Genomic DNA, 18813 nt, shown 5'->3' with positions numbered 1-18813 from the left:
GGATGTTATGAATATTTGCCACCAAGTTTACACCCAAACTATAAACGTTGAACGTGCAGCCTCACGAAAGGTTTTATCCGACCATGTTTAAATCGACCCCAAAAGCCAGGAGTAGCAAAATAATCACACCTACCGCGATGCGATAATAGCCAAACACTTTAAACCCATGTCGAGTGAGATACGAAATAAAACCTTTGATGGCCAAAAGCGCCACCACAAACGCCACAACGTTTCCAAGAATGAATATGGGCCAGTCGCCGGGCTGTATCAACTGCCATGTTTGAAGCAATTCGTAACCAGTAGCGGCTGCCATGGTGGGGACAGCCAAAAAGAAAGAAAATTCGGCAGCAGCCTTGCGCGACATTTTTTGCGTGAGCCCCCCAATAATGGTGGCAGCAGAACGACTGACACCCGGAATCATGGCAATCACCTGAAAGAGTCCAATTTTAAAAGCCTTTGGGTAAGTGGGTTCTTCGTCCGAATCGGGCTGATTGTTAAACCACTTATCGACAAACAACAATACCACGCCACCTGCCACCAACGAAATGGCAACAACCAGTACACTCTCGAGCATGGTATCAATCACCGATTTAAACACCAACCCAAAAAAAGCTGCCGGAACAAATGCCAACAATAATTTGAGGTAAAACCGAAACTTCACCTCCATGCGCACCAAAGACGGTGCATCTTGTGAAGCAGCATTCTGCGACAACGGAGCCAGAAACTTACGCCAGTAAAGCATCACCACCGACAAAATGGCTCCCAATTGGATACCAACCGTAAAAAGTCGCACAAAATCAGTACTCTGAACACCCAACAACTTTTGGGCAATAATCATGTGCCCGGTCGATGATACGGGTAAAAACTCTGTCAACCCCTCAACAATTGCAATAACAATGGCTTCAAGCGTGTTCATAAAAAACAAAATAATCCCCCTGCAAACGAAATAACTCGCCTTGCAGCAGGAACGTTAAAAAATGAATGACTGAAAATGAGAAAAAGCAAGAAGAATTACTCGCCTTTCGGCTTCTTCATGATGGCATAAATCTCGAACAAAAAGCCAATCAACACAATCACAGGAGCCAACGTAATACGACGCCAACCATAAACCTCATCGGCATTGAACACATTGAGATCGGATGACCGCCCCCCCACCATAAGGATGAAACCCAATATAATGATGCCAAAACCAATGGCCATTAGCACGTAATTTTCTTTGCTCAAAGCAAAATTCGGCTTGTTGTCATCTTTCTTTACCATAGATGCTTTTTTGAAATGTTTTGCAAAATAAGCAACTTAATTGCAAAAAACGGATTTATGAAGGTGATTTTTTGAAACACAACACCTTTGCACTTCAACATCGGGAATGCTCATCCGGAAAATAAAAAACCCCGTCGCATGAACCGACGGGGTTTTATGATAAAATCAATGGCAATCAATTAAATACCTGACCGCCGGTGTTAGATTCGGATGTCACCACAATAGATCCTTTACCCGAATTAAGCTTCTTTTTCTTTGACACGCCACGTGCTTGAATAAAGGCAGTGCCCGACTTGCAATTAAAGGTCAACTCTTCGGTCGCATTGAGCATGGTCATGCGGATACGTCCTTCGGTGGTTTTGTAATTTGACGAACCGGTCAGGGTTATTCGTGAACCCACTTGCTCTCCGGTGGTAGAATTCAGATTCATCGTGCCTTTAAAGTTATGAAAGTTAATGGCTCCGGCAAAAGTCACCACAGCGGCTTCTCCTTCCGACTCAGAAACCTTCACGTTCCCGTTAACAGCCTTTCCGCGAATAGCCCCCTTAATTTGCAACAGAGTTTGGTTGCCCGAGGTGGACTCAGTCCGAACCTGTCCGGTCACGTTGGTTAAACGCAACTCTCCTTCGGTAGATGCAACCGACACATCGCCGGTCACATCCTGAAGGTGCTGCGCACCATTCTTTGAATTGAGAGAAACAGTTCCCTTCACGTTGTTCACACGGGTAGTGCCCGTTGCAGTCATTGTTTTCAAATTTCCGACCACATTACTTACTTCAATGCCACCGCTGCGAGTGGTTACTTTTACCTCGTTGTTTTTTAATTCAGAAACATTTACAGTCCCTGAAGTGGTAATTACCTCCAGGATAATTCCTTCAGGCAACAGGATGGATAATTCCCCGGAATGAGTCGTCCAACCCTGTGCAGGATAACGAACACTGATGGATATTACCCCATCAACCACATCAGATACCACCTGATAGTTGTCATCCTTGAGATCGGACATTAATTTCCCATTGACCTTCAATTCACTGCCGGAGTCGCCAGTCACATCTTCTTTGCTGAATTGTGCATCTATTTTTACGCTTTTTACACCTGAAAAGGATTCTTGATGCTCGCGGACAATTTGGGTATTCGAAACTGTTCGAATTTGGGCATGTCCAAGAACACCAAACAATAGCAGAACTACTGAAAGCATGGATTGTGTAAAAAAATGTCTCATCGTCAAGGATTTTAGTATAAAATAGCTGTTATAAAAAATGATTGATACGCATCCCAAGATAAATGGTTTCAGCTCAATTATCAACCTTTTCGCAAAAGAATACGAAAAGTGGATCCTTCACCCGGTTGAGAGCTCGCCACAAATATCTTACCCTTATGATATTGCTCAACAATGCGCTTCACCAATGTCAAACCCAATCCCCAACCCCGTTTTTTTGTCGTATAACCGGGTTGAAACACCGTTTTGAAACGATGCCGGGGGATGCCTTTCCCGGTGTCTTTCACGTCAATGCACACGAATTGTTTGTGATCAGAAAGCGAGATGGTAATATCACCCTTCCCACCCATGGCATCAAGGGCATTTTTGCAAAGATTTTCGATAACCCACTCAAAAAGAACCGGATTAATGAACGCTTGATAACATGCATCACCCTCATTGAGGTGAAAATGAACCTGAGAAGAAGTTCGCTTTTTCAGATAGTCCAACGTTGCTCCAATGGTTTGGCTTAACACAAGCATTTGCATATCACCCTGAGTGCCGATTTTTGAAAACCGATCGGTGATGATGCGCAAACGCTCCACATCCTTGGCCATCTCTCCCACCAAATCGGGCTCTACCTGCTTCATTTTCAACAAATCGACCCAAGCCAGTAACGAAGAAGTAGGGGTACCCAACTGATGAGCCGTTTCTTTAGCCATACCCACCCATACCTGATCCTGCTCAGCCTTGCGCGTACCACTGAATACCATATAGGCTACAATAATAAACACGGCCACGACCAGCATCTGCACCATCGGAAACCATTTTAACTGCTGAAGCAGCACCGAATCGCGATAATACAAATATTGTATTTCCCCTTCGCCCAAATCAATAAAGATATGATCACCATGATGTTTCATGGCCTCAAGCTCTTTCATCAGATACTGCACATCGTTTTCACGTCCGGCATCCAGGTTGTTGTACGAGAGAACTTGGCCTGCATGGTCAATCAGAATCACCGGAATGGTGCGATTCTCAGCAATCACCTTGTTAATCAAGTTCATCATTGGGGCGCTCTCACTTCCGTCCGACACCGTGAGAACACGAATGGCTTCAGCCCAAATCTCCATCTTTCGGTGCTCATCCTGCTTAATAATCTCGACCAACCCATTGGTGTACCATAGGGTAAACCCACCAATAAAAAGAGCCGTCAACAACAAAAAATATTTCCACCGTTTTTTTCGGGAATAAAAACTCATGATTGAAAAAGTCTATACAAATATGTTGACAAAGGGTGATACACTCATTAAGCTTGAGAAACCCGACTGCACCACTTAACCAACATTCGCTGAATGTCGTCGAGGCGAGCCGGTTTACTGATGAAGTCATCCATGCCGGCATCAAGGGCACGACGACGTTCTCCCACATCGTTACTTGCGGTCATGGCAACAATGGTTCCCCGATAGTGGTGTTTCTTTAACTTCAGCGAAGCTTCAATGCCATCCATGACAGGCATATACACATCCATAAAAACAATGTCGTGCTGCTTATCAAGAACCAAATCAACGGCCTCTTGCCCGTTTGTAGCCACATCAATATCAAAACCCAACTTCTGAAACAGATTGTGAATCACTTTCTGGTTCAATAAATTATCTTCAGCCACCAAAATTCTCAGGGCATGATGCGACCATTCAGCGGCATCTACTTTCACCCGATTCTCGATATGAGGAAAATGTTTTAAAAGAAAATCCCGAAACACCACCAATTTAACCGGCTTACGAAGATAGGCATCGGCACCCAAACGACGAGCAACGCCCGTATTGGTGTTTTGCTGATCGTTGCTCTGAAACAGTATGATGTAATTGCGATGCAAATGATGATTATACAGTTCCTGAAGGAAAACCAGGCCGTCAAAATCGGGGCGATTGTCAATGACCAACAAATGAAAACGACGGCTGGTACGAAGCATGTCGATGGTTTCCTGCGTGGGCGACATAATCCGGCAATCGATATGAAGGGCACTGGCATTACTGTGCATAATCTGTACCTGCATGACATCATCGGTCACAATCACGCACCGCAGATGTCGAAAATCGGTGATAGTGTCTACCGGAATATTTTTCAAATGACGCATGGTACGTATGGGCAACGTAAAACAAAATTCACTCCCTGGGTATTCACAGGTCATCTCCCACTTGACGGGACTATTCACCCAAATTTCGCCCCCCATCAAATGAACCAACTCCTTGGCAATGGTGGTTCCCAACCCGGTACCGCCATACTTTCGGGTGGTACTCTCGTCGGCCTGTTGAAACGACTTAAAGATGTCGCGTTGCTTTTCCTTTGCAATGCCAATACCGCTATCTTTCACCGAAAAGAGCAATCCCGGGTTACCATTGAGCATCCGGGTGGGTTCTACACTCACGTGCACCTGCCCACGTGGTGTAAACTTCAGGGCATTGGACAACAAATTATTTAAAACCTGACGCAAACGGATGGGGTCTCCCACAAAATCTTCGGGCAATGCCCCCTCGACATGCCAGGTCAATGCAAGCCCGCGTTCCTGAGCCCTGGGTTCAAATGAACGGATGGTTTCGATGAATTCGGAACTAAGGTCAAAAGGGATGGCCTCAATTTCAAACTTTCCGGACTGAATTTTTGAAAAGTCAAGAATGTCATTAATCAGGCTTAATAATGTATCACTCGATCGTTTAAGCAAAGTCAATATCTCAGCGTCACCGGTATCGGCACGACTTTGCGAAAGCAGGTCAATCATGCCAATGATGCCATTAAGAGGCGTGCGCAGTTCATGACTAATGTTGGCCACGAAAATGTTTTGAGCACTTCGGTTCACAACGGGTGCCGATTCTTCGGAAAGCATCATATAACTATCCACCCAACATTTCTCGAACTGAACGTACATTGGGATTTTTTCATTCAAAATCACCACTTCACGACCATCAGATTTGCGAATAACATATTTAGATGAGACATCACTGTAGTGAACAGCATCAACAATGGTGACACGACTAAATACCAGCTCAGGGGTGACCTGTTGGCTGATAAAAAAATCTTCGTCTTCAATCTCAACCAATTGCAACAACCATCGGTTTACCTGAAGAATTTTCTTTTTATGATCGAGCATGATAACCCCTAAAGGGAGGTAATAAATAACCTTTCGCACACCTTCGAGGGAGATGCGGGCACGAGCCCGATGTTGCACCATCCGATAAAAATGCACCATAAAGCCGGTAATGACCATCACCGCCATAAAAATTGAAATCCCAATTATCCACAAGGTGTTTTCGTTGACCATCTCCATCACCACCTGGCGTGGAACCGATAATACGGCCACACATCCGGGTCCTATGCCCGCGATGGGACGTCGGAGTGCATAGTAGCTTTGCGTCTGCGTCGCGCGTTGAACTGTAATTTCATGCAACGCTCCGCAACCATCAGAAATTAAGGGCACACGGTTCTCCGAAATTTTCCCATGACCAAAGTTCTCCGATGAAAATATCACCTGCCCGTCCTCACTTTCAACCCACAACAATTGGTGGTCATGCAGTTGTTGCGTTGCCCGTTTAAAGAAAACATCCAAAGGGTAACTCACTTCAATGAAACCCTGATTTGGAAGACTTTCAACCATCGGGAAACGCCACTCTACCTTCTGAATTTCAACATCTACATAAACACCAAATGGTTTATGACTTTCTGAATATTGCTGTTCAACGGAATGAACAGGCAGGGCACTGGAAGATGATCGGGTTAGGGTATAACAAACATCCTTCGCAGAAATAAAACGAAGTTGTTTGATATATAAGCCACGTGTTCGGAAATAAATATCTAACCGATCGCGCACCAATTCAGCATGATTGGGCTGATGGATCAATATATCCAGTTCAGCCGGAGTTATCATGAAACTGCCATCCCTCTGTAGTGCGACTTCTCCCATCAAGGCAGATAGGACCTGATCGAGATCCGCTTGAAGCTCCTGTTCTACGATCTCACATTGCCGATGAAACATACGCTGATAAAACACAACATTCAGTACAAACAACAACGACAATGTTACCAGGGCAACAGGGATAATTTTCTTCATAAGCAACAAAGGGGCTAGGGTTATGCAAGATCAGGCTATCGGTATTTTTCGTCTTTATTTAAAAAAATGTTCACATAATTGTTGTAACGACTCGCAGCAATGGCACCCTCAGCTACCAAGCGCTTCACGGCACATCCGGGCTCCTGCACGTGCGTACAATTGTTGTATTGACAAGCAGATGAAGCTGCAAAAATTTCTCTGAAATAATGGTGCAACTCGTTTTCCGCCATGTCATACAATCCAAAACCTCTGATACCCGGCGTATCAATGATATACCCCCCCTGACGCAAAGGGTGCATCTCGGCAAAAGTTGTGGTGTGCTTGCCACTGTGATGAGCATCAGATATTTCGGAAGTTTTAAGGTTTAAACCGGGTTCAATACGATTGATAAGTGTCGATTTACCAACCCCACTATGACCCGCAATTACACTCACCTTGTTGGTCAACAAATCGGAAAACTCGGTGATATCTTCCTGTTTTTTGGCCGATAACAGAATTGTTTCGTAACCAATTTCGGTGTAGATACTCCGAATCGCCTCCAACTCCTTCATGTGTTTGTGGTCAAAACGGTCAATCTTATTAAACACAATCACAACCGGAATGCGATAAGCCTCAGCCGAAGCTAAAAATCGGTCGATGAAAATGCTCGTCGTTACGGGATAATTGATGGTCACCATCAGGATGGCTTGATCAATGTTAGCCGCAATGATGTGCGACTGTTTTGACAAGTTCGTGGCTCTCCGGATGATGTAATTCTTCCTTTGGCGAATTTCTGCAATCACGCCATTGCCCTCTTCTTCGGGTTCCCACTCCACCAAGTCACCCACGGCAACAGGGTTTGTGCTCTTAATATCATCCATCCGCATTTTTCCCTTGATGCGGCAATTAATCACCGAGCCATCGGCCTGTTTCACCAAATACCAGCTGCCGGTTGACTTTATGACGATTCCTTCTGCTCTGCTCATATATTGACCTGAATGTGTTACCAACCCCAAAGAGCTCATACCTGAAAAAACACAGATTTCACAGCTTGAGCTCTATCGGATAAAAATAACAAATAAACGGGTGAATGAACAGTAATGAGATGCATTGACGTGAAAAATTCAACATTCTACACCCATGATTGAATATGCAAACGATAATGTGTTGATATTTATAACATTGGCCAAACAACAATATGCAAGACAACCATTAGCACAAGCAATATGGATGACATGATACTTTTCTTTAAAACCAATGAAGGAACACATCATTCAATCACAAACCATGATCTATATCAATGACTGCTCAAATCGGGCTGCACAGCCATTTGATAAACAGTTCCCAAAACCAGCCTGATGCGTTTGGCCATCAATTCCAAATCAAGCTTATCCATGGTATCGCGGGGCGTGTGGTAGTCGCCATGCAGGCCACTGAAAAAAGCAATGACCGGGATGTCCTGACGGTAAAAATGAAAATGGTCAGAACGGTTCATCAGGCTCGAAGAACCGGTTTCGTGGGCATAATGACCGTCAAGCACAAGATTTACTGTCTGTTCGTTGATGGAACGATGCAGCGAATCGAGCCAGGGTGTTTTATCGGCTCCCAGAATGTACACGTAATTGTCGTGCCCCAGCGTATCCTGCCGGCCAATCATATCGATGTTCACATTGGCTAAAAAACGCTCCACCGGAGGATGATTGGTAAAGTACGCCGACCCTATCAACCCAATTTCTTCACCACTGAAGGCCACAACCATGATGTCGTGATAAGGTTGCTTGCCCTTTCGGGTCATGACATCGGCCACTTGCAAAATAGCGGCTACGCCACTGGCATTGTCATCGGCACCACGGCAGATTTCACCATTTTGGTCGCGTCCCACATGATCGTAATGTGCAGTCAGGGCGATGGTTTGTTTATCGACACCCTTGCCGGGGATCACCCCAATGATGTTCCATGCCGGCACCGGTTCCACGCTCATGGCTGTTTGCAATTGAACAGGAACAGCGAATGAATCCGGCAATTCCTCACGCCCCTCACAAGATGTCAATTGCAAAGAAGACCAACCAGTTAAAAGCATCACAGCTTCATTGGATAGTATGTAAAAACGAGAACCCGAGGTGGCTGTTTCAGGACGAACAGAGGAGGCATTGAGCGCATTCAGATATTTAAGATAATTGGTGCGTATTTGCATATACTGCGAAGGTGACGACGGGTTAAAAGCAAAAATACCCCAAGCACCCGCAGCTTCCAGTTTCGACTTAAGACGATACGAGACCTTCATGTCCGACATGGCCACCAGGGCAATCTTGTCAGTGAGATCGATGCCCGACAACAAAGAATCACCGGCATCGCCCACATACACCAAATCCCTGTTTATCATGTCATTTTGAGGCACGCGTCCCAAATAGGTAATGAGCGAGTCGGCAATAATCTGACCGCGAACCGACAAACGAACAGGTTGCCAACTTGTTTTCCACAAATCGAAACGTTGCCGATACGATTGCCCATCATAGGGTTTCAAGCCCATTTTTTGGTAACGCGACTCAATGTATCGTGCAGCTTTCTCGGCGCCCGGTTCTCGGGTATTTCGCCCCTCCAGACTATCGGAGGTCAGCACGGCCAAATCGCGAGTCATCGATTCAATTTGCACGCCTTTCAGCAATTGACGTGGCAGCTTTTGACCAACCAATGTCGTCGATATGGCTAACATCAACAAAATGTGGATAGTGTGTAGGTTTTTCATGTGTTTAAAAAAGTATTAATTCGAATAAAGGGTTCGTCTACTCCGTGAAACTCTGCGATTCTCCATTGTGTAACTCAGTGAAACAATGTTTTATTACACGGAGTAAGCACCAAGTAACACTGAATTAAATAATATGCCGCTTCATACCATTTTTTAGATGTGTCACATTTAATATGTCAGCAATTCAATTGTTTGGTTTACCCATTTCAGACGTGTTTCTATTCTGTCACAATTAAATCAATCGTACAACAATGGATAAATTCGATGAGCAATAGAGATCCTCACGCATAACCAATTCCAATTTGATTAACAAGTAAATGTAGTCAAATTTATTTCTCATTCGAACGATGACAGACAAAAACCTCATCAACGCAACCCCAAACGCCCAACACCAAATAGCTGATTATAAAGACATCGCCCCATGGAGCGTAAAAAAAACACCATTTTTTTGAGGCCCGATGTTGGAGGAAAGGAAAAAGATATATCTTTGCATCGCAAACGCAAAAAGGGGGCATAGCTCAGTTGGCTAGAGCGCTTGCATGGCATGCAAGAGGTCAGGGGTTCGACTCCCCTTGTCTCCACCAAAACCGGGTCAAGTAATTGATCCGGTTTTTTGTTTTTTAGTTTCGGCCGATTCAATTACCTTAGTCTCCCATCAGCAAACACATCTCAATGGTCGATAACTCAGGGAAAATCCTCAATAAAGTCAAGCCGGGTCGCATCATTTGGCCTCTGCTCATTGGAGCCGGCATTACCGTGTACTTATTTCGTGACATCGATTTCAAAGCCTTTTCCCTGCTCGAAATTACGATGGCTTCATCGGTGTTTCTGTTCCTTGCCTTTTTATTGATGGTGATACGTGACTTTGGTTACATCTGGCGCCTACGATTGCTTTCGAATGGGGAACTGAGCTGGCAGAAATGCCTGAGTATTGTGATGCTATGGGAATTTACCTCGGCCATCACTCCCTCGGCGGTGGGAGGAACCAGTGTGGCCATCTTTTTTGTTAACAAAGAGGGGGTAACACTGGGACGCAGTTCGGCCATCGTGCTGATGACTTCTCTACTCGACGAACTATATTTCGTCATTACTTTTCCATTAATCATCCTTCTGATTGGAGGCACGGGACTTTTCTCGTTTGGTGATAGTGATGCTGACATCTGGTACAAGAGCCATTTTTTCATCATCGCCCTCACAGGATACAGCCTGAAACTCATTTATTCGCTCATCGTTTTTTATGGTCTTTTTGTCAATCCCAGAGGGCTCAAGTGGCTGTTGCTAATGATATTCAAGCTGCCCATTATTCGCAAATGGCGCCCGCAGGCGCGAGAATCGGGCGATGACCTGATAAAAGCCTCGCTGGAATTCCGAACCTGGCCGTTCAAAAATTGGCTCAAGGCATTTTTAGCCACGGCCATTAGTTGGACCGCTCGTTATTGGGTCGTCAATGCACTGATTTTGTTTCTTTTCGGATACAGTTATCTCAACAGTACTTCACACATCATGGTGTTTGGGAAACAATTCATCATGTGGATTATGATGCTCATCACCCCAACCCCCGGCGGAAGTGGCTTTGCCGAAGTGATATTTAAAGAATTCCTCAACGGCAACCTCCCCCAAGGGCTCGAAACGGTGGTGGCGCTCTTATGGCGCATGGTAAGCTACTATCCTTACCTTATCATTGGTGCCATTGTAATTCCGCGATGGATCAAGCGCCATTTTGTTCATCTTCAATAAATCCATACCAAGTCCCCAAAAACCCGATTCAAATAACCTTCTATTTTTGTATATTCGTCATCTCGACCCTCTTTAACCCTTCCGGAATCAATGAGCACCACCGAAAAAGCATCATTCATCAATGAACCCATCATCCAGAAACTGTTGTTACTGGTAGGGGTGTATGTTTTTTCAATCATCGCAGTGCTGTTTGTGGAAAGTTATTTCAACAAACGCTATGTGGTGCAAATACAGGAGAAAATTCAAAACCAGGAACAAAAACAAAAAATCGATGGTTTTTTGAGGGAGAACATTCTGCACCTGCAGCTCAATTTCAACCGTTATGCGTCCGTTGTAGATCCCAACGACCTGTCGGCTATTCAAAAAAACATTAACGACCTCATTTCGCGCAGTCACACCTATCTCGACATCCTTGAGAAAGGTGGTATTGTGTCGGTCGTGCGCAATGTAAACTTACCCAATCAGGATGAGATAACCGAAATCATTGAGTACCAACCCGACCCAAGCGAGGAACTCATCCCCCAGGTGTCTGAATTGAAACCAAAACTCAATGAGCTCAAAGCCCTGTCGAACAAAAACGCGGCACACCTCACCAACCTGCTCTACCTGACCCAAACTGACAAAACAGCGTTAGCCAAACTGGCAAACGACTATGCCGCACAATCGACCGAGATGTTTAAGCACATCATGCAGTTGGAACACATCATTTCTTTTAGTATCAACAAGCAAGTGGTGTACCTCAACAACTCGAACATTAACATGGTGCGGCAATACAACCGATACAAATACGGGAGTCTGGCCTTCTTTTTCCTGGTCATCATGGCCATCACAGCCTGGCTTATTCGTCAGGTGCACCACCTCATTGAAAAGAGAAAACAAGCCGAGGCCAACAGCCGGAAACTGTTGCTGGCCGTGGAACAGAGCCCGGTGGCCATCATCATTGCTGACACACAGGGCAATTTGGAATATGTGAACCGAGGCTTCGAGAACAGCTCGGGTTACTCTAAAGAAGAAGCCATGGCCATCAACCGGCCATTCTTTTTGTCGCCCGAAGTTGACAACCGCTTTCTAGACCATGTGTGGCAAACACTTCAGGAAGGGCGCAACTGGACGGGGCAACTCTCGAACCATCGCAAAGACGGCACCTTGTTTTGGGAGAAAGTGATGATTTCACCTGTATTCAACGATAACTATGCCATCTCCAATTACATTGCCATCAAGGAAGATGTCACCGAGGTGAAAACGTTGACCGAATCGCTGCGCACATCCAACGAAACCATGCGCACCATCACCGAGAACCTCCCCGTAGGTGTGCTGATTGTGAACACCGATGGTGAAATCATTCAGTTCAACAAGTCGGCCATCAAACAAATGGGCTTCACCTCGATGGATGAGGCTCGTCCCATGTTGCAGGGACAACCCGCTGAACGATTTTTCGTAACCACGCGCCAGGACGATTACACCGACCCGGTGAGCGGCGTGGTGGTGATTACCAAAGAAGAACAGCTGACGGTAAAAGAAAACAACATTTATCGCGAAGTGCTAAAAAACACCATTCCGGTGAAACTCAACAACACCAACGTGTTTTTGGAAGCCTTCATGGACATCACGGCTCAAAAGGAAATTCAAAAGAAGGAAGCCGAATCGAATAAAGCCAAATCAGAATTCCTGGCCAACATGAGCCACGAAATCCAAACCCCCATGAACGGCATCATCGGAGCCACCGACTTGCTGACCCAAACCCGCCTTTCACGCGAGCAGCAAAACATCATCAGCATCATCAACAAATCGGGACAAAACCTGCTCAACATCATCAACGACATCCTCGACTTCTCCAAAATTGAAGCCGGTAAGATGAAAATTGAATCGTATCCCTTTAACATTCTGTCGACCATCAACTACCTCATTGAACAAATGAGCTTTAAGTCCGACCAAAAAGGCATTCATCTGATTTCGGCTGTGTCGGAAACCATTCCTCCCATAGTGGTGGGCGACGAAAGCCGACTTATCCAAATACTGGTGAACCTGGTAGGCAATTCGGTGAAATTCACGGCTCAAGGCGAAGTGGTGATTCGGGCAGAAGTGATTCAACAGATGGGCAACCACATCACGCTTCATTTTGCCATCGAGGATTCGGGCATTGGCATCCCGCAAGATAAAATCGAAAAAATATTTGAGTCATTCACGCAAGCCGATGGTTCAACAACCCGGAAATACGGTGGCACCGGCTTGGGCACCAGCATCTCGAAAATGTTGGTGGAACTCATGGGTGGGAAAATTTGGTGCGAAAGCCCCAACCCCAACTTTTCATGGTCGAAGGATTCACCCGGCTCGGTATTCCACTTCAACCTTCCCTTTACCATCGAAAAATACGATGCCGAATGGGAACAACGCTCCGAGCGATTCAAAGACGTGATGGCGCTGTTGGTGGACAACCACAAAACCAACCTGCTTTTGGGCAAGAAGATACTCAACAACTGGGGCGTGAGGACCTGCGAGGCCAACGACGAAAAGACAGCCCTTGAAATCCTGCAACAATACCCAGACATCAACCTTTTGATGGTTGATACCATTTTGCTCGAAAAAAAGGACTTCAGCTTGTTGATCGAAATTGGTCAACGCTTCCCGAAACTCAAGTTCATCATCATTTCGTCAGACAGCAAAGTGAGCACCTCCGGCTCTATTGCCAATGATCACTATGTGCTGCAAAGACCGCTCAAACAAAACACCCTTTTTAATGCGCTCGACAAACTGTTTGCACGTGAAGTCAACAAACAGATGGAGATGGACGAAGAACTTTTTTTGAAGAACATTCAGGGCAAACGCATCTTGCTGGCCGAGGACAATGTCATCAACCAAAAGATCGCCGAAAAAATGCTGTCGCGGCTGGGACTCACCACCATCATCGCCCATAACGGGCAGGAAGCCATTGACCGCATCGTGCATCAGGGCGAACTATACGATCTCATTTTCATGGACATTCAGATGCCGGTGCTCAACGGACTGGACGCGACTCGCCAATTGCGCTCGTTGGGCGTGGGATTGCCCATTGTGGCCATGACAGCCAATGCCCTGCAAGGTGACCGAGACATTTGCATCAATGCCGGCATGGACGATTACGTGGGCAAACCGGTAAAAATGAGCGATCTGACTGCCGTGCTCATGAAATGGCTGCGTGCTTAACTCTATTTTTGAAACATTTCATGCGACAAAGTTGGCTGTTCTCCGTTGTACACAAATTGTTACACCTCTTCAATTGGTTATTGAGTACACCCGCATATATTAGGTACGCTTTGGTTTTGCTTCTCACGGCCTTTTATTTTTGCCTGCCTTCCCCCCTGTTTGATGTCCCTTACAGCACCGTGGTCACCGACCGCGACAATCATTTACTGGGAGCCCACATTGCCGATGATGGTCAATGGCGGTTTCCGGTAGCCGACTCGGTGCCTAAGCGCTACATACAGTGTCTGCTGGCCTTTGAAGACGAATCGTTTTATGTCCATCCGGGCGTAAATCCATTGGCCATGTTGCGAGCTGCTTACCAAAATATTCGCTCAGGGAAAATTATCAGTGGTGGAAGCACCATCACCATGCAGACCATCCGTTTGGCACGTCCGGCCAAACGCAACCTATGGAACAAAGTCATTGAAATGGTGAGGGCAATAAGGCTGGAACTACACTTGAGCAAAAGTGAAATTCTCACCCTTTATGCAGCCCATGCCCCTTATGGCGCTAACGTGGTGGGACTCGAAGCTGCTTCGTGGCGTTATTTTGCCTGTCCGGCCTCGGAACTCTCATGGGCTGAATCAGCCACACTGGCTGTTTTGCCCAATGCTCCCGGACTGGTACACCCCGGACGAAACCGTAACACCCTCAAAACGAAACGCGACCGTTTACTGAACCGATTGTTGGAAAAAAAGGTCATCGATACCCTCGACTACCAACTATCAATTGACGAACCCATTGTTGAGCATCCCGCCACACTTCCCCGTCTGGCGCCTCATGTACTGGCATCAACCCTAAAAAAAACGCCCGGAACCATCTTCCAATCTTCCCTGACAGAAAAAACACAACAGCAAGCCATCGCGGTGGTGGAACGACATGCCCGAACACTCAGACTCAATCAGGTGCACAATGCAGCCGCCATCATCATAGACAACCAAACAGCCAAAGTGCTGGCTTACGTGGGCAACACGTTACCCGATAAAAACAATGCCGATCATGGCAACCAGGTCGACGTCATTCAGTCCTCACGCAGCTCAGGCAGCATCCTCAAGCCACTGCTTTACGCTGCGTCGCTGAACGACGGCCTCATTTGGCCGCGCCAACTTATAAAAGATGTCCCCACATACTACAGTGATTTTTCGCCCCAGAATTACAATCGTAGTTACGATGGAGCCGTTCGAGCCGACGAAGCACTGGCTCGTTCGCTCAACATCCCCTTTGTTCTGATGCAGGACAACTTTGGCACAGAACGATTTTTACAGTTCCTACGAAAGACCGGTTTTACATCATTTCCAAAACCGGCCAATCATTACGGACTCTCATTAATCTTGGGCGGCGGGGAAACGAAATTATGGGAACTGGCAGGGGTGTACTCTTCCATTGCCCGCATTGTGCAAGGTTATGTGCCCCGACAAAGTCGTTACGATGCAGCCGACCTTTCAATGCCATTGCTAAACAAACACGACACCCTCACCATCGGTAAAAACCTTTCAACGGTACCCACATGGCTGACGGCAGGCGCATTGTGGTTCACTCTCGATGCCATGACACGACTTAATCGGCCGGAAGAAGAATCGGGATGGGAGGCATTTGCCTCATCACAAAAAATTGCGTGGAAAACAGGCACCAGCTTTGGCTTCCGCGATGCCTGGGCTATTGGAGTCACTCCCGAATACACTGTGGCCGTGTGGGTTGGCAACGCCGATGGCGAAGGGCGACCTGGCATTACCGGAGGGTCAGCTGCGGCTCCAATCATGTTCGACTTATTTCGGTTGTTACCTTCAACATCGTGGTTTCAAACACCTCTCGACGATCTCAACGAGGTGGCCGTATGCCGCCACTCGGGAATGCCTGCAGGCCCCAATTGCGAAGTGGCCGACACCATGCTGGTGCCTCATTGTGAAACCCGCCCAAAACCTTGCCCCTACCACCACTTGGTACACCTGGATCAATCGGGGAGATATCGCGTTACATCCGACTGTTACTCACCATCGCACATGCTCACCCGAAAATGGTTTGTATTGCCTCCGCTGACGGAATGGTATTTCCGACACAAATCGCCCCTTTACAATACACTACCGCCGATGCTCAACGGCTGCATCGATGAGACACTGAGCCCCATGGAGTTCATTTACCCAACGCAAAACGTGGCTGTATATATCCCCAAAAATATTCAGGGAGACAATGAACAAGTGGTGGTGAAAATAGCACACCGAAATCCGACAAGCAAAGTTTATTGGTATGCCAACAACATTTATCTGGGGGAGACCAGCCAATATCATCAAATGGGAATGCAACTCACGACAGGTACGCACACCATTACCTGCACCGACGAAGCAGGAAATCGCATCATGAGGCGAATCAAATGCCTCAACAAGGAATAACAAAAAAGTTACTCAACGTCGTTCTCGGCATCGTAGCTATCGTCGTAAAGAAAGTCATTGAAGGGGAAACGCGTCACATGAATTTTCTTCACTTCCTGATACAGCAAGTTTCGGAATTCCACAAAGTTCACCTTGTTAATGGCCGAGATGAAAATGGTTGAAGGATTCTTCCCCATCCAAGTCTGTTTTAAGTCATCAAGCGAGAGATTCTCCCGCGTCAGGGGCGTGAGATCGTCGGCCTGCTTGGGCTTGAACGAATATGCATCAATCTTATTGAACACCATAATGGTGGGCTTGTCGGAGTCATCAATCTCGCGCAATGTTTGGGTCACCACTTCCACCTGCTGCTCAAAGCCGGGGTGTGAAATATCCACCACATGCACTAACAAATCGGCTTCGCGTACTTCATCGAGGGTGGATTTGAACGATTCCACCAGGTGATGAGGCAACTTACGGATAAAACCTACGGTATCGGCCAGCAAAAAGGGCAAATTATCGATGACAACCTTTCGCACGGTGGTATCGAGGGTTGCAAACAACTTGTTCTCGGCAAATACCTCCGACTTGCTCAAAACATTCATCAGGGTCGATTTACCCACATTGGTGTAACCCACCAGCGCCACACGCACCATTTTGCCACGGTTTTGACGTTGGGTGCTTTTTTGGCGGTCGATAAGCTCCATCTCTTCTTTAAGTCGGGCAATTTTTTCGCGAATGATACGACGGTCGGTTTCAATTTCCTTTTCACCGGGACCACGCATTCCAATCCCGCCACGCTGACGCTCCAAGTGAGTCCACATGCGGGTCAAACGGGGTAGTAAATATTGATATTGAGCCAGTTCAACCTGAGTTTTCGAATGAGCCGTACGAGCACGTCGCGCAAAAATATCAAGAATGAGATTGGTGCGATCCAACACACGACACTGCATGTCACGCTCGAGATTTCGTAACTGAGATGGGGATAGTTCATCGTCAAAAATCACGGTATTAATCTCGTGAATTTTCAAATAGTCGATGATCTGCTCCAATTTACCGGATCCCACATAAGTGCGTTTATCGGGTTGCTGAAGGTTCTGAACGAATCGTTTTTCGGGCACGGCACCGGCCGTTTCGGTCAAAAAGGCCAACTCGTCGAGATATTCCTGGACTTGCGCTTCTGATACATCGGGCGTTTTAACGGCAATGAGCACTACGCGTTCGAGCTCGTTTTGGATTGCTTTTTTATCGATCATGAAAAAGGAAATAAAAAACCCGGCCATGAAAACATGACCGGGTGCAAATTTAAATAAGTTTTCGAGCTTATTGCAACACAAAGTTAATGGGCACGGTGTAAGAAACTTTCACCTTTTTACCGCGCTGTTCACCGGGCGTCCAGGTTGGCATGGCCATAACCACGCGGATGGCCTCTTTATCGAGGTTGGCATCAACCCCGCGGGCAATTTTCACGTCCACCACTTGTCCTTTGGCATTTACCACGAACGATACAAAAACACGTCCCTGGATACCATTCTCCTGTGCAATCACAGGATATTTGATGGACTGAGCAATGTAACGTTGCAATGCTTCATTACCACCGGGAAACTCAGGCATTTTTTCCACGATAAAGAATACAGGGGCATCGGCCTCTTCTTCTTCTTGGGGTGCAACCATATTGGTGAAGACAACCTCTTCTTTTTCTTCGAACTCTCTCAGGTCAAGCTCTTCATCCAATTTCACGTCATCTTCCACAATGGTCAATACATCACTGACGCGCGGCGGTGGAGGCGGTGGAGGGGGTTTCATTTCTTCCTGCCGCGTGATGGGGATAATCTCCTCTTCAACCGCTGCTTCCTGGATACTGTCGAACTCAGACTTTTTAGCATCAGAGCTGGTCCATTCAAATGCAATCAGAATAACTGATAATGCAACAACCATCCCCACCTGCATAAACAATGTCTTTTTGTTCTCCAGATCAACCTTGGGCGACTTTTTTACTTCCATAAGTTCATTATTACAGTTGATTCTAAAGCTTTTAAAAAACATACCGTTGGTTGAACCATCGTCAAAAACAGAATGGCCAACCCTTTGGAAATGCGACCCTAAAATTAGAACAATAATTTTAAAACTATCACATCTTTACATGGTTTTTCAAAGAAAAAATCATTTCTAAAGAATTGTTCAAATCTTGACAGGGTCAGGC

12 protein-coding genes and 1 tRNA gene are annotated in these 18813 nt (G+C 46.3%); 4 read left to right on the top strand and 9 right to left on the bottom strand.

Going from position 1 to position 18813, the window contains the following annotated elements:
• Nucleotides 1–73: 73 nt before the first annotated feature.
• The 7 genes from LX69_RS03750 to LX69_RS03720 form a co-directional block, all read right to left on the bottom strand.
• Complete coding sequence (locus tag LX69_RS03750) at nt 74–916, bottom strand: undecaprenyl-diphosphate phosphatase (protein WP_111444482.1); 843 nt, start codon at nt 914–916, stop codon at nt 74–76.
• A 95-nt stretch (nt 917–1011) separates the two neighbouring features.
• The gene (locus LX69_RS03745) at nt 1012–1260 is read right to left on the bottom strand and encodes a DUF3098 domain-containing protein (RefSeq protein WP_111444481.1); all 249 of its coding nucleotides are present in this window, start codon (nt 1258–1260) and stop codon (nt 1012–1014) included.
• Between the two features lie 175 nt (nt 1261–1435).
• Nucleotides 1436–2482, bottom strand: a complete 1047-nt coding sequence (locus LX69_RS03740) for a DUF4097 family beta strand repeat-containing protein (protein WP_111444480.1) — start codon at nt 2480–2482, stop codon at nt 1436–1438.
• Between the two features lie 80 nt (nt 2483–2562).
• On the bottom strand, nt 2563–3720 hold the full coding sequence (locus LX69_RS03735; RefSeq protein ID WP_111444479.1) for a sensor histidine kinase: 1158 nt from the start codon (nt 3718–3720) through the stop codon (nt 2563–2565).
• 47 nt (nt 3721–3767) lie between these two features.
• Nucleotides 3768–6563, bottom strand: a complete 2796-nt coding sequence (locus tag LX69_RS03730) for a response regulator (protein WP_111444478.1) — start codon at nt 6561–6563, stop codon at nt 3768–3770.
• A 35-nt stretch (nt 6564–6598) separates the two neighbouring features.
• A complete protein-coding gene (rsgA, locus tag LX69_RS03725) occupies nt 6599–7528 on the bottom strand; it encodes a ribosome small subunit-dependent GTPase A (RefSeq protein ID WP_111444477.1) in 930 nt (309 codons plus the stop codon).
• 311 nt (nt 7529–7839) lie between these two features.
• A complete protein-coding gene (locus LX69_RS03720; RefSeq protein WP_111444476.1) occupies nt 7840–9288 on the bottom strand; it encodes a M20/M25/M40 family metallo-hydrolase in 1449 nt (482 codons plus the stop codon).
• 507 nt (nt 9289–9795) lie between these two features.
• Between LX69_RS03720 and LX69_RS03715 the strand changes: the two genes are divergently transcribed.
• The 4 genes from LX69_RS03715 to pbpC all read left to right on the top strand — a co-directional run bounded on the left by LX69_RS03715 (nt 9796) and on the right by pbpC (nt 16634).
• Nucleotides 9796–9872: transfer RNA gene (locus LX69_RS03715), tRNA-Ala, on the top strand.
• A gap of 88 nt (nt 9873–9960) precedes the next feature.
• Nucleotides 9961–11025 carry a lysylphosphatidylglycerol synthase transmembrane domain-containing protein gene (locus LX69_RS03710; protein WP_111444475.1) on the top strand — a complete coding sequence of 355 codons (1065 nt, stop codon included), beginning with the start codon at nt 9961–9963 and terminating at the stop codon, nt 11023–11025.
• Nucleotides 11026–11115: 90 nt separating this feature from the next.
• On the top strand, nt 11116–14208 hold the full coding sequence (locus LX69_RS03705; protein ID WP_111444474.1) for a PAS domain-containing hybrid sensor histidine kinase/response regulator: 3093 nt from the start codon (nt 11116–11118) through the stop codon (nt 14206–14208).
• A gap of 110 nt (nt 14209–14318) precedes the next feature.
• Complete coding sequence (gene pbpC / locus LX69_RS03700; RefSeq protein ID WP_170124223.1) at nt 14319–16634, top strand: penicillin-binding protein 1C; 2316 nt, start codon at nt 14319–14321, stop codon at nt 16632–16634.
• Nucleotides 16635–16642: 8 nt separating this feature from the next.
• Here pbpC and hflX read toward each other — a convergent pair whose 3' ends face one another.
• Nucleotides 16643–17866: a GTPase HflX gene (gene hflX, locus LX69_RS03695; protein WP_111444519.1), complete on the bottom strand. Its 1224-nt coding sequence runs from the start codon at nt 17864–17866 to the stop codon at nt 16643–16645.
• A gap of 67 nt (nt 17867–17933) precedes the next feature.
• Nucleotides 17934–18614, bottom strand: coding sequence for an energy transducer TonB (locus tag LX69_RS03690; protein ID WP_111444472.1), 681 nt, complete (start codon nt 18612–18614; stop codon nt 17934–17936).
• Nucleotides 18615–18813: the final 199 nt, after the last annotated feature.

It is taken from the genome of Breznakibacter xylanolyticus, assembly GCF_003254275.1.
GTDB lineage: Bacteria > Bacteroidota > Bacteroidia > Bacteroidales > Marinilabiliaceae > Breznakibacter > Breznakibacter xylanolyticus.
This window is presented reverse-complemented; position numbering and strand designations above follow the sequence as displayed.

What these genes read in the sequence shown, in the direction of transcription:
- LX69_RS03705 (WP_111444474.1), top strand. Translation starts at nt 11,116, where the DNA reads ATGAGCACCACCGAAAAAGCATCATTCATCAATGAACCCATCATCCAG.
- LX69_RS03720 (WP_111444476.1), bottom strand. Translation starts at nt 9,288, where the DNA reads ATGAAAAACCTACACACTATCCACATTTTGTTGATGTTAGCCATATCG.
- LX69_RS03730 (WP_111444478.1), bottom strand. Translation starts at nt 6,563, where the DNA reads ATGAAGAAAATTATCCCTGTTGCCCTGGTAACATTGTCGTTGTTGTTT.
- LX69_RS03710 (WP_111444475.1), top strand. Translation starts at nt 9,961, where the DNA reads ATGGTCGATAACTCAGGGAAAATCCTCAATAAAGTCAAGCCGGGTCGC.
- LX69_RS03745 (WP_111444481.1), bottom strand. Translation starts at nt 1,260, where the DNA reads ATGGTAAAGAAAGATGACAACAAGCCGAATTTTGCTTTGAGCAAAGAA.
- LX69_RS03690 (WP_111444472.1), bottom strand. Translation starts at nt 18,614, where the DNA reads ATGGAAGTAAAAAAGTCGCCCAAGGTTGATCTGGAGAACAAAAAGACA.
- LX69_RS03750 (WP_111444482.1), bottom strand. Translation starts at nt 916, where the DNA reads ATGAACACGCTTGAAGCCATTGTTATTGCAATTGTTGAGGGGTTGACA.
- hflX (WP_111444519.1), bottom strand. Translation starts at nt 17,866, where the DNA reads ATGATCGATAAAAAAGCAATCCAAAACGAGCTCGAACGCGTAGTGCTC.
- LX69_RS03740 (WP_111444480.1), bottom strand. Translation starts at nt 2,482, where the DNA reads ATGAGACATTTTTTTACACAATCCATGCTTTCAGTAGTTCTGCTATTG.
- rsgA (WP_111444477.1), bottom strand. Translation starts at nt 7,528, where the DNA reads ATGAGCAGAGCAGAAGGAATCGTCATAAAGTCAACCGGCAGCTGGTAT.
- LX69_RS03735 (WP_111444479.1), bottom strand. Translation starts at nt 3,720, where the DNA reads ATGAGTTTTTATTCCCGAAAAAAACGGTGGAAATATTTTTTGTTGTTG.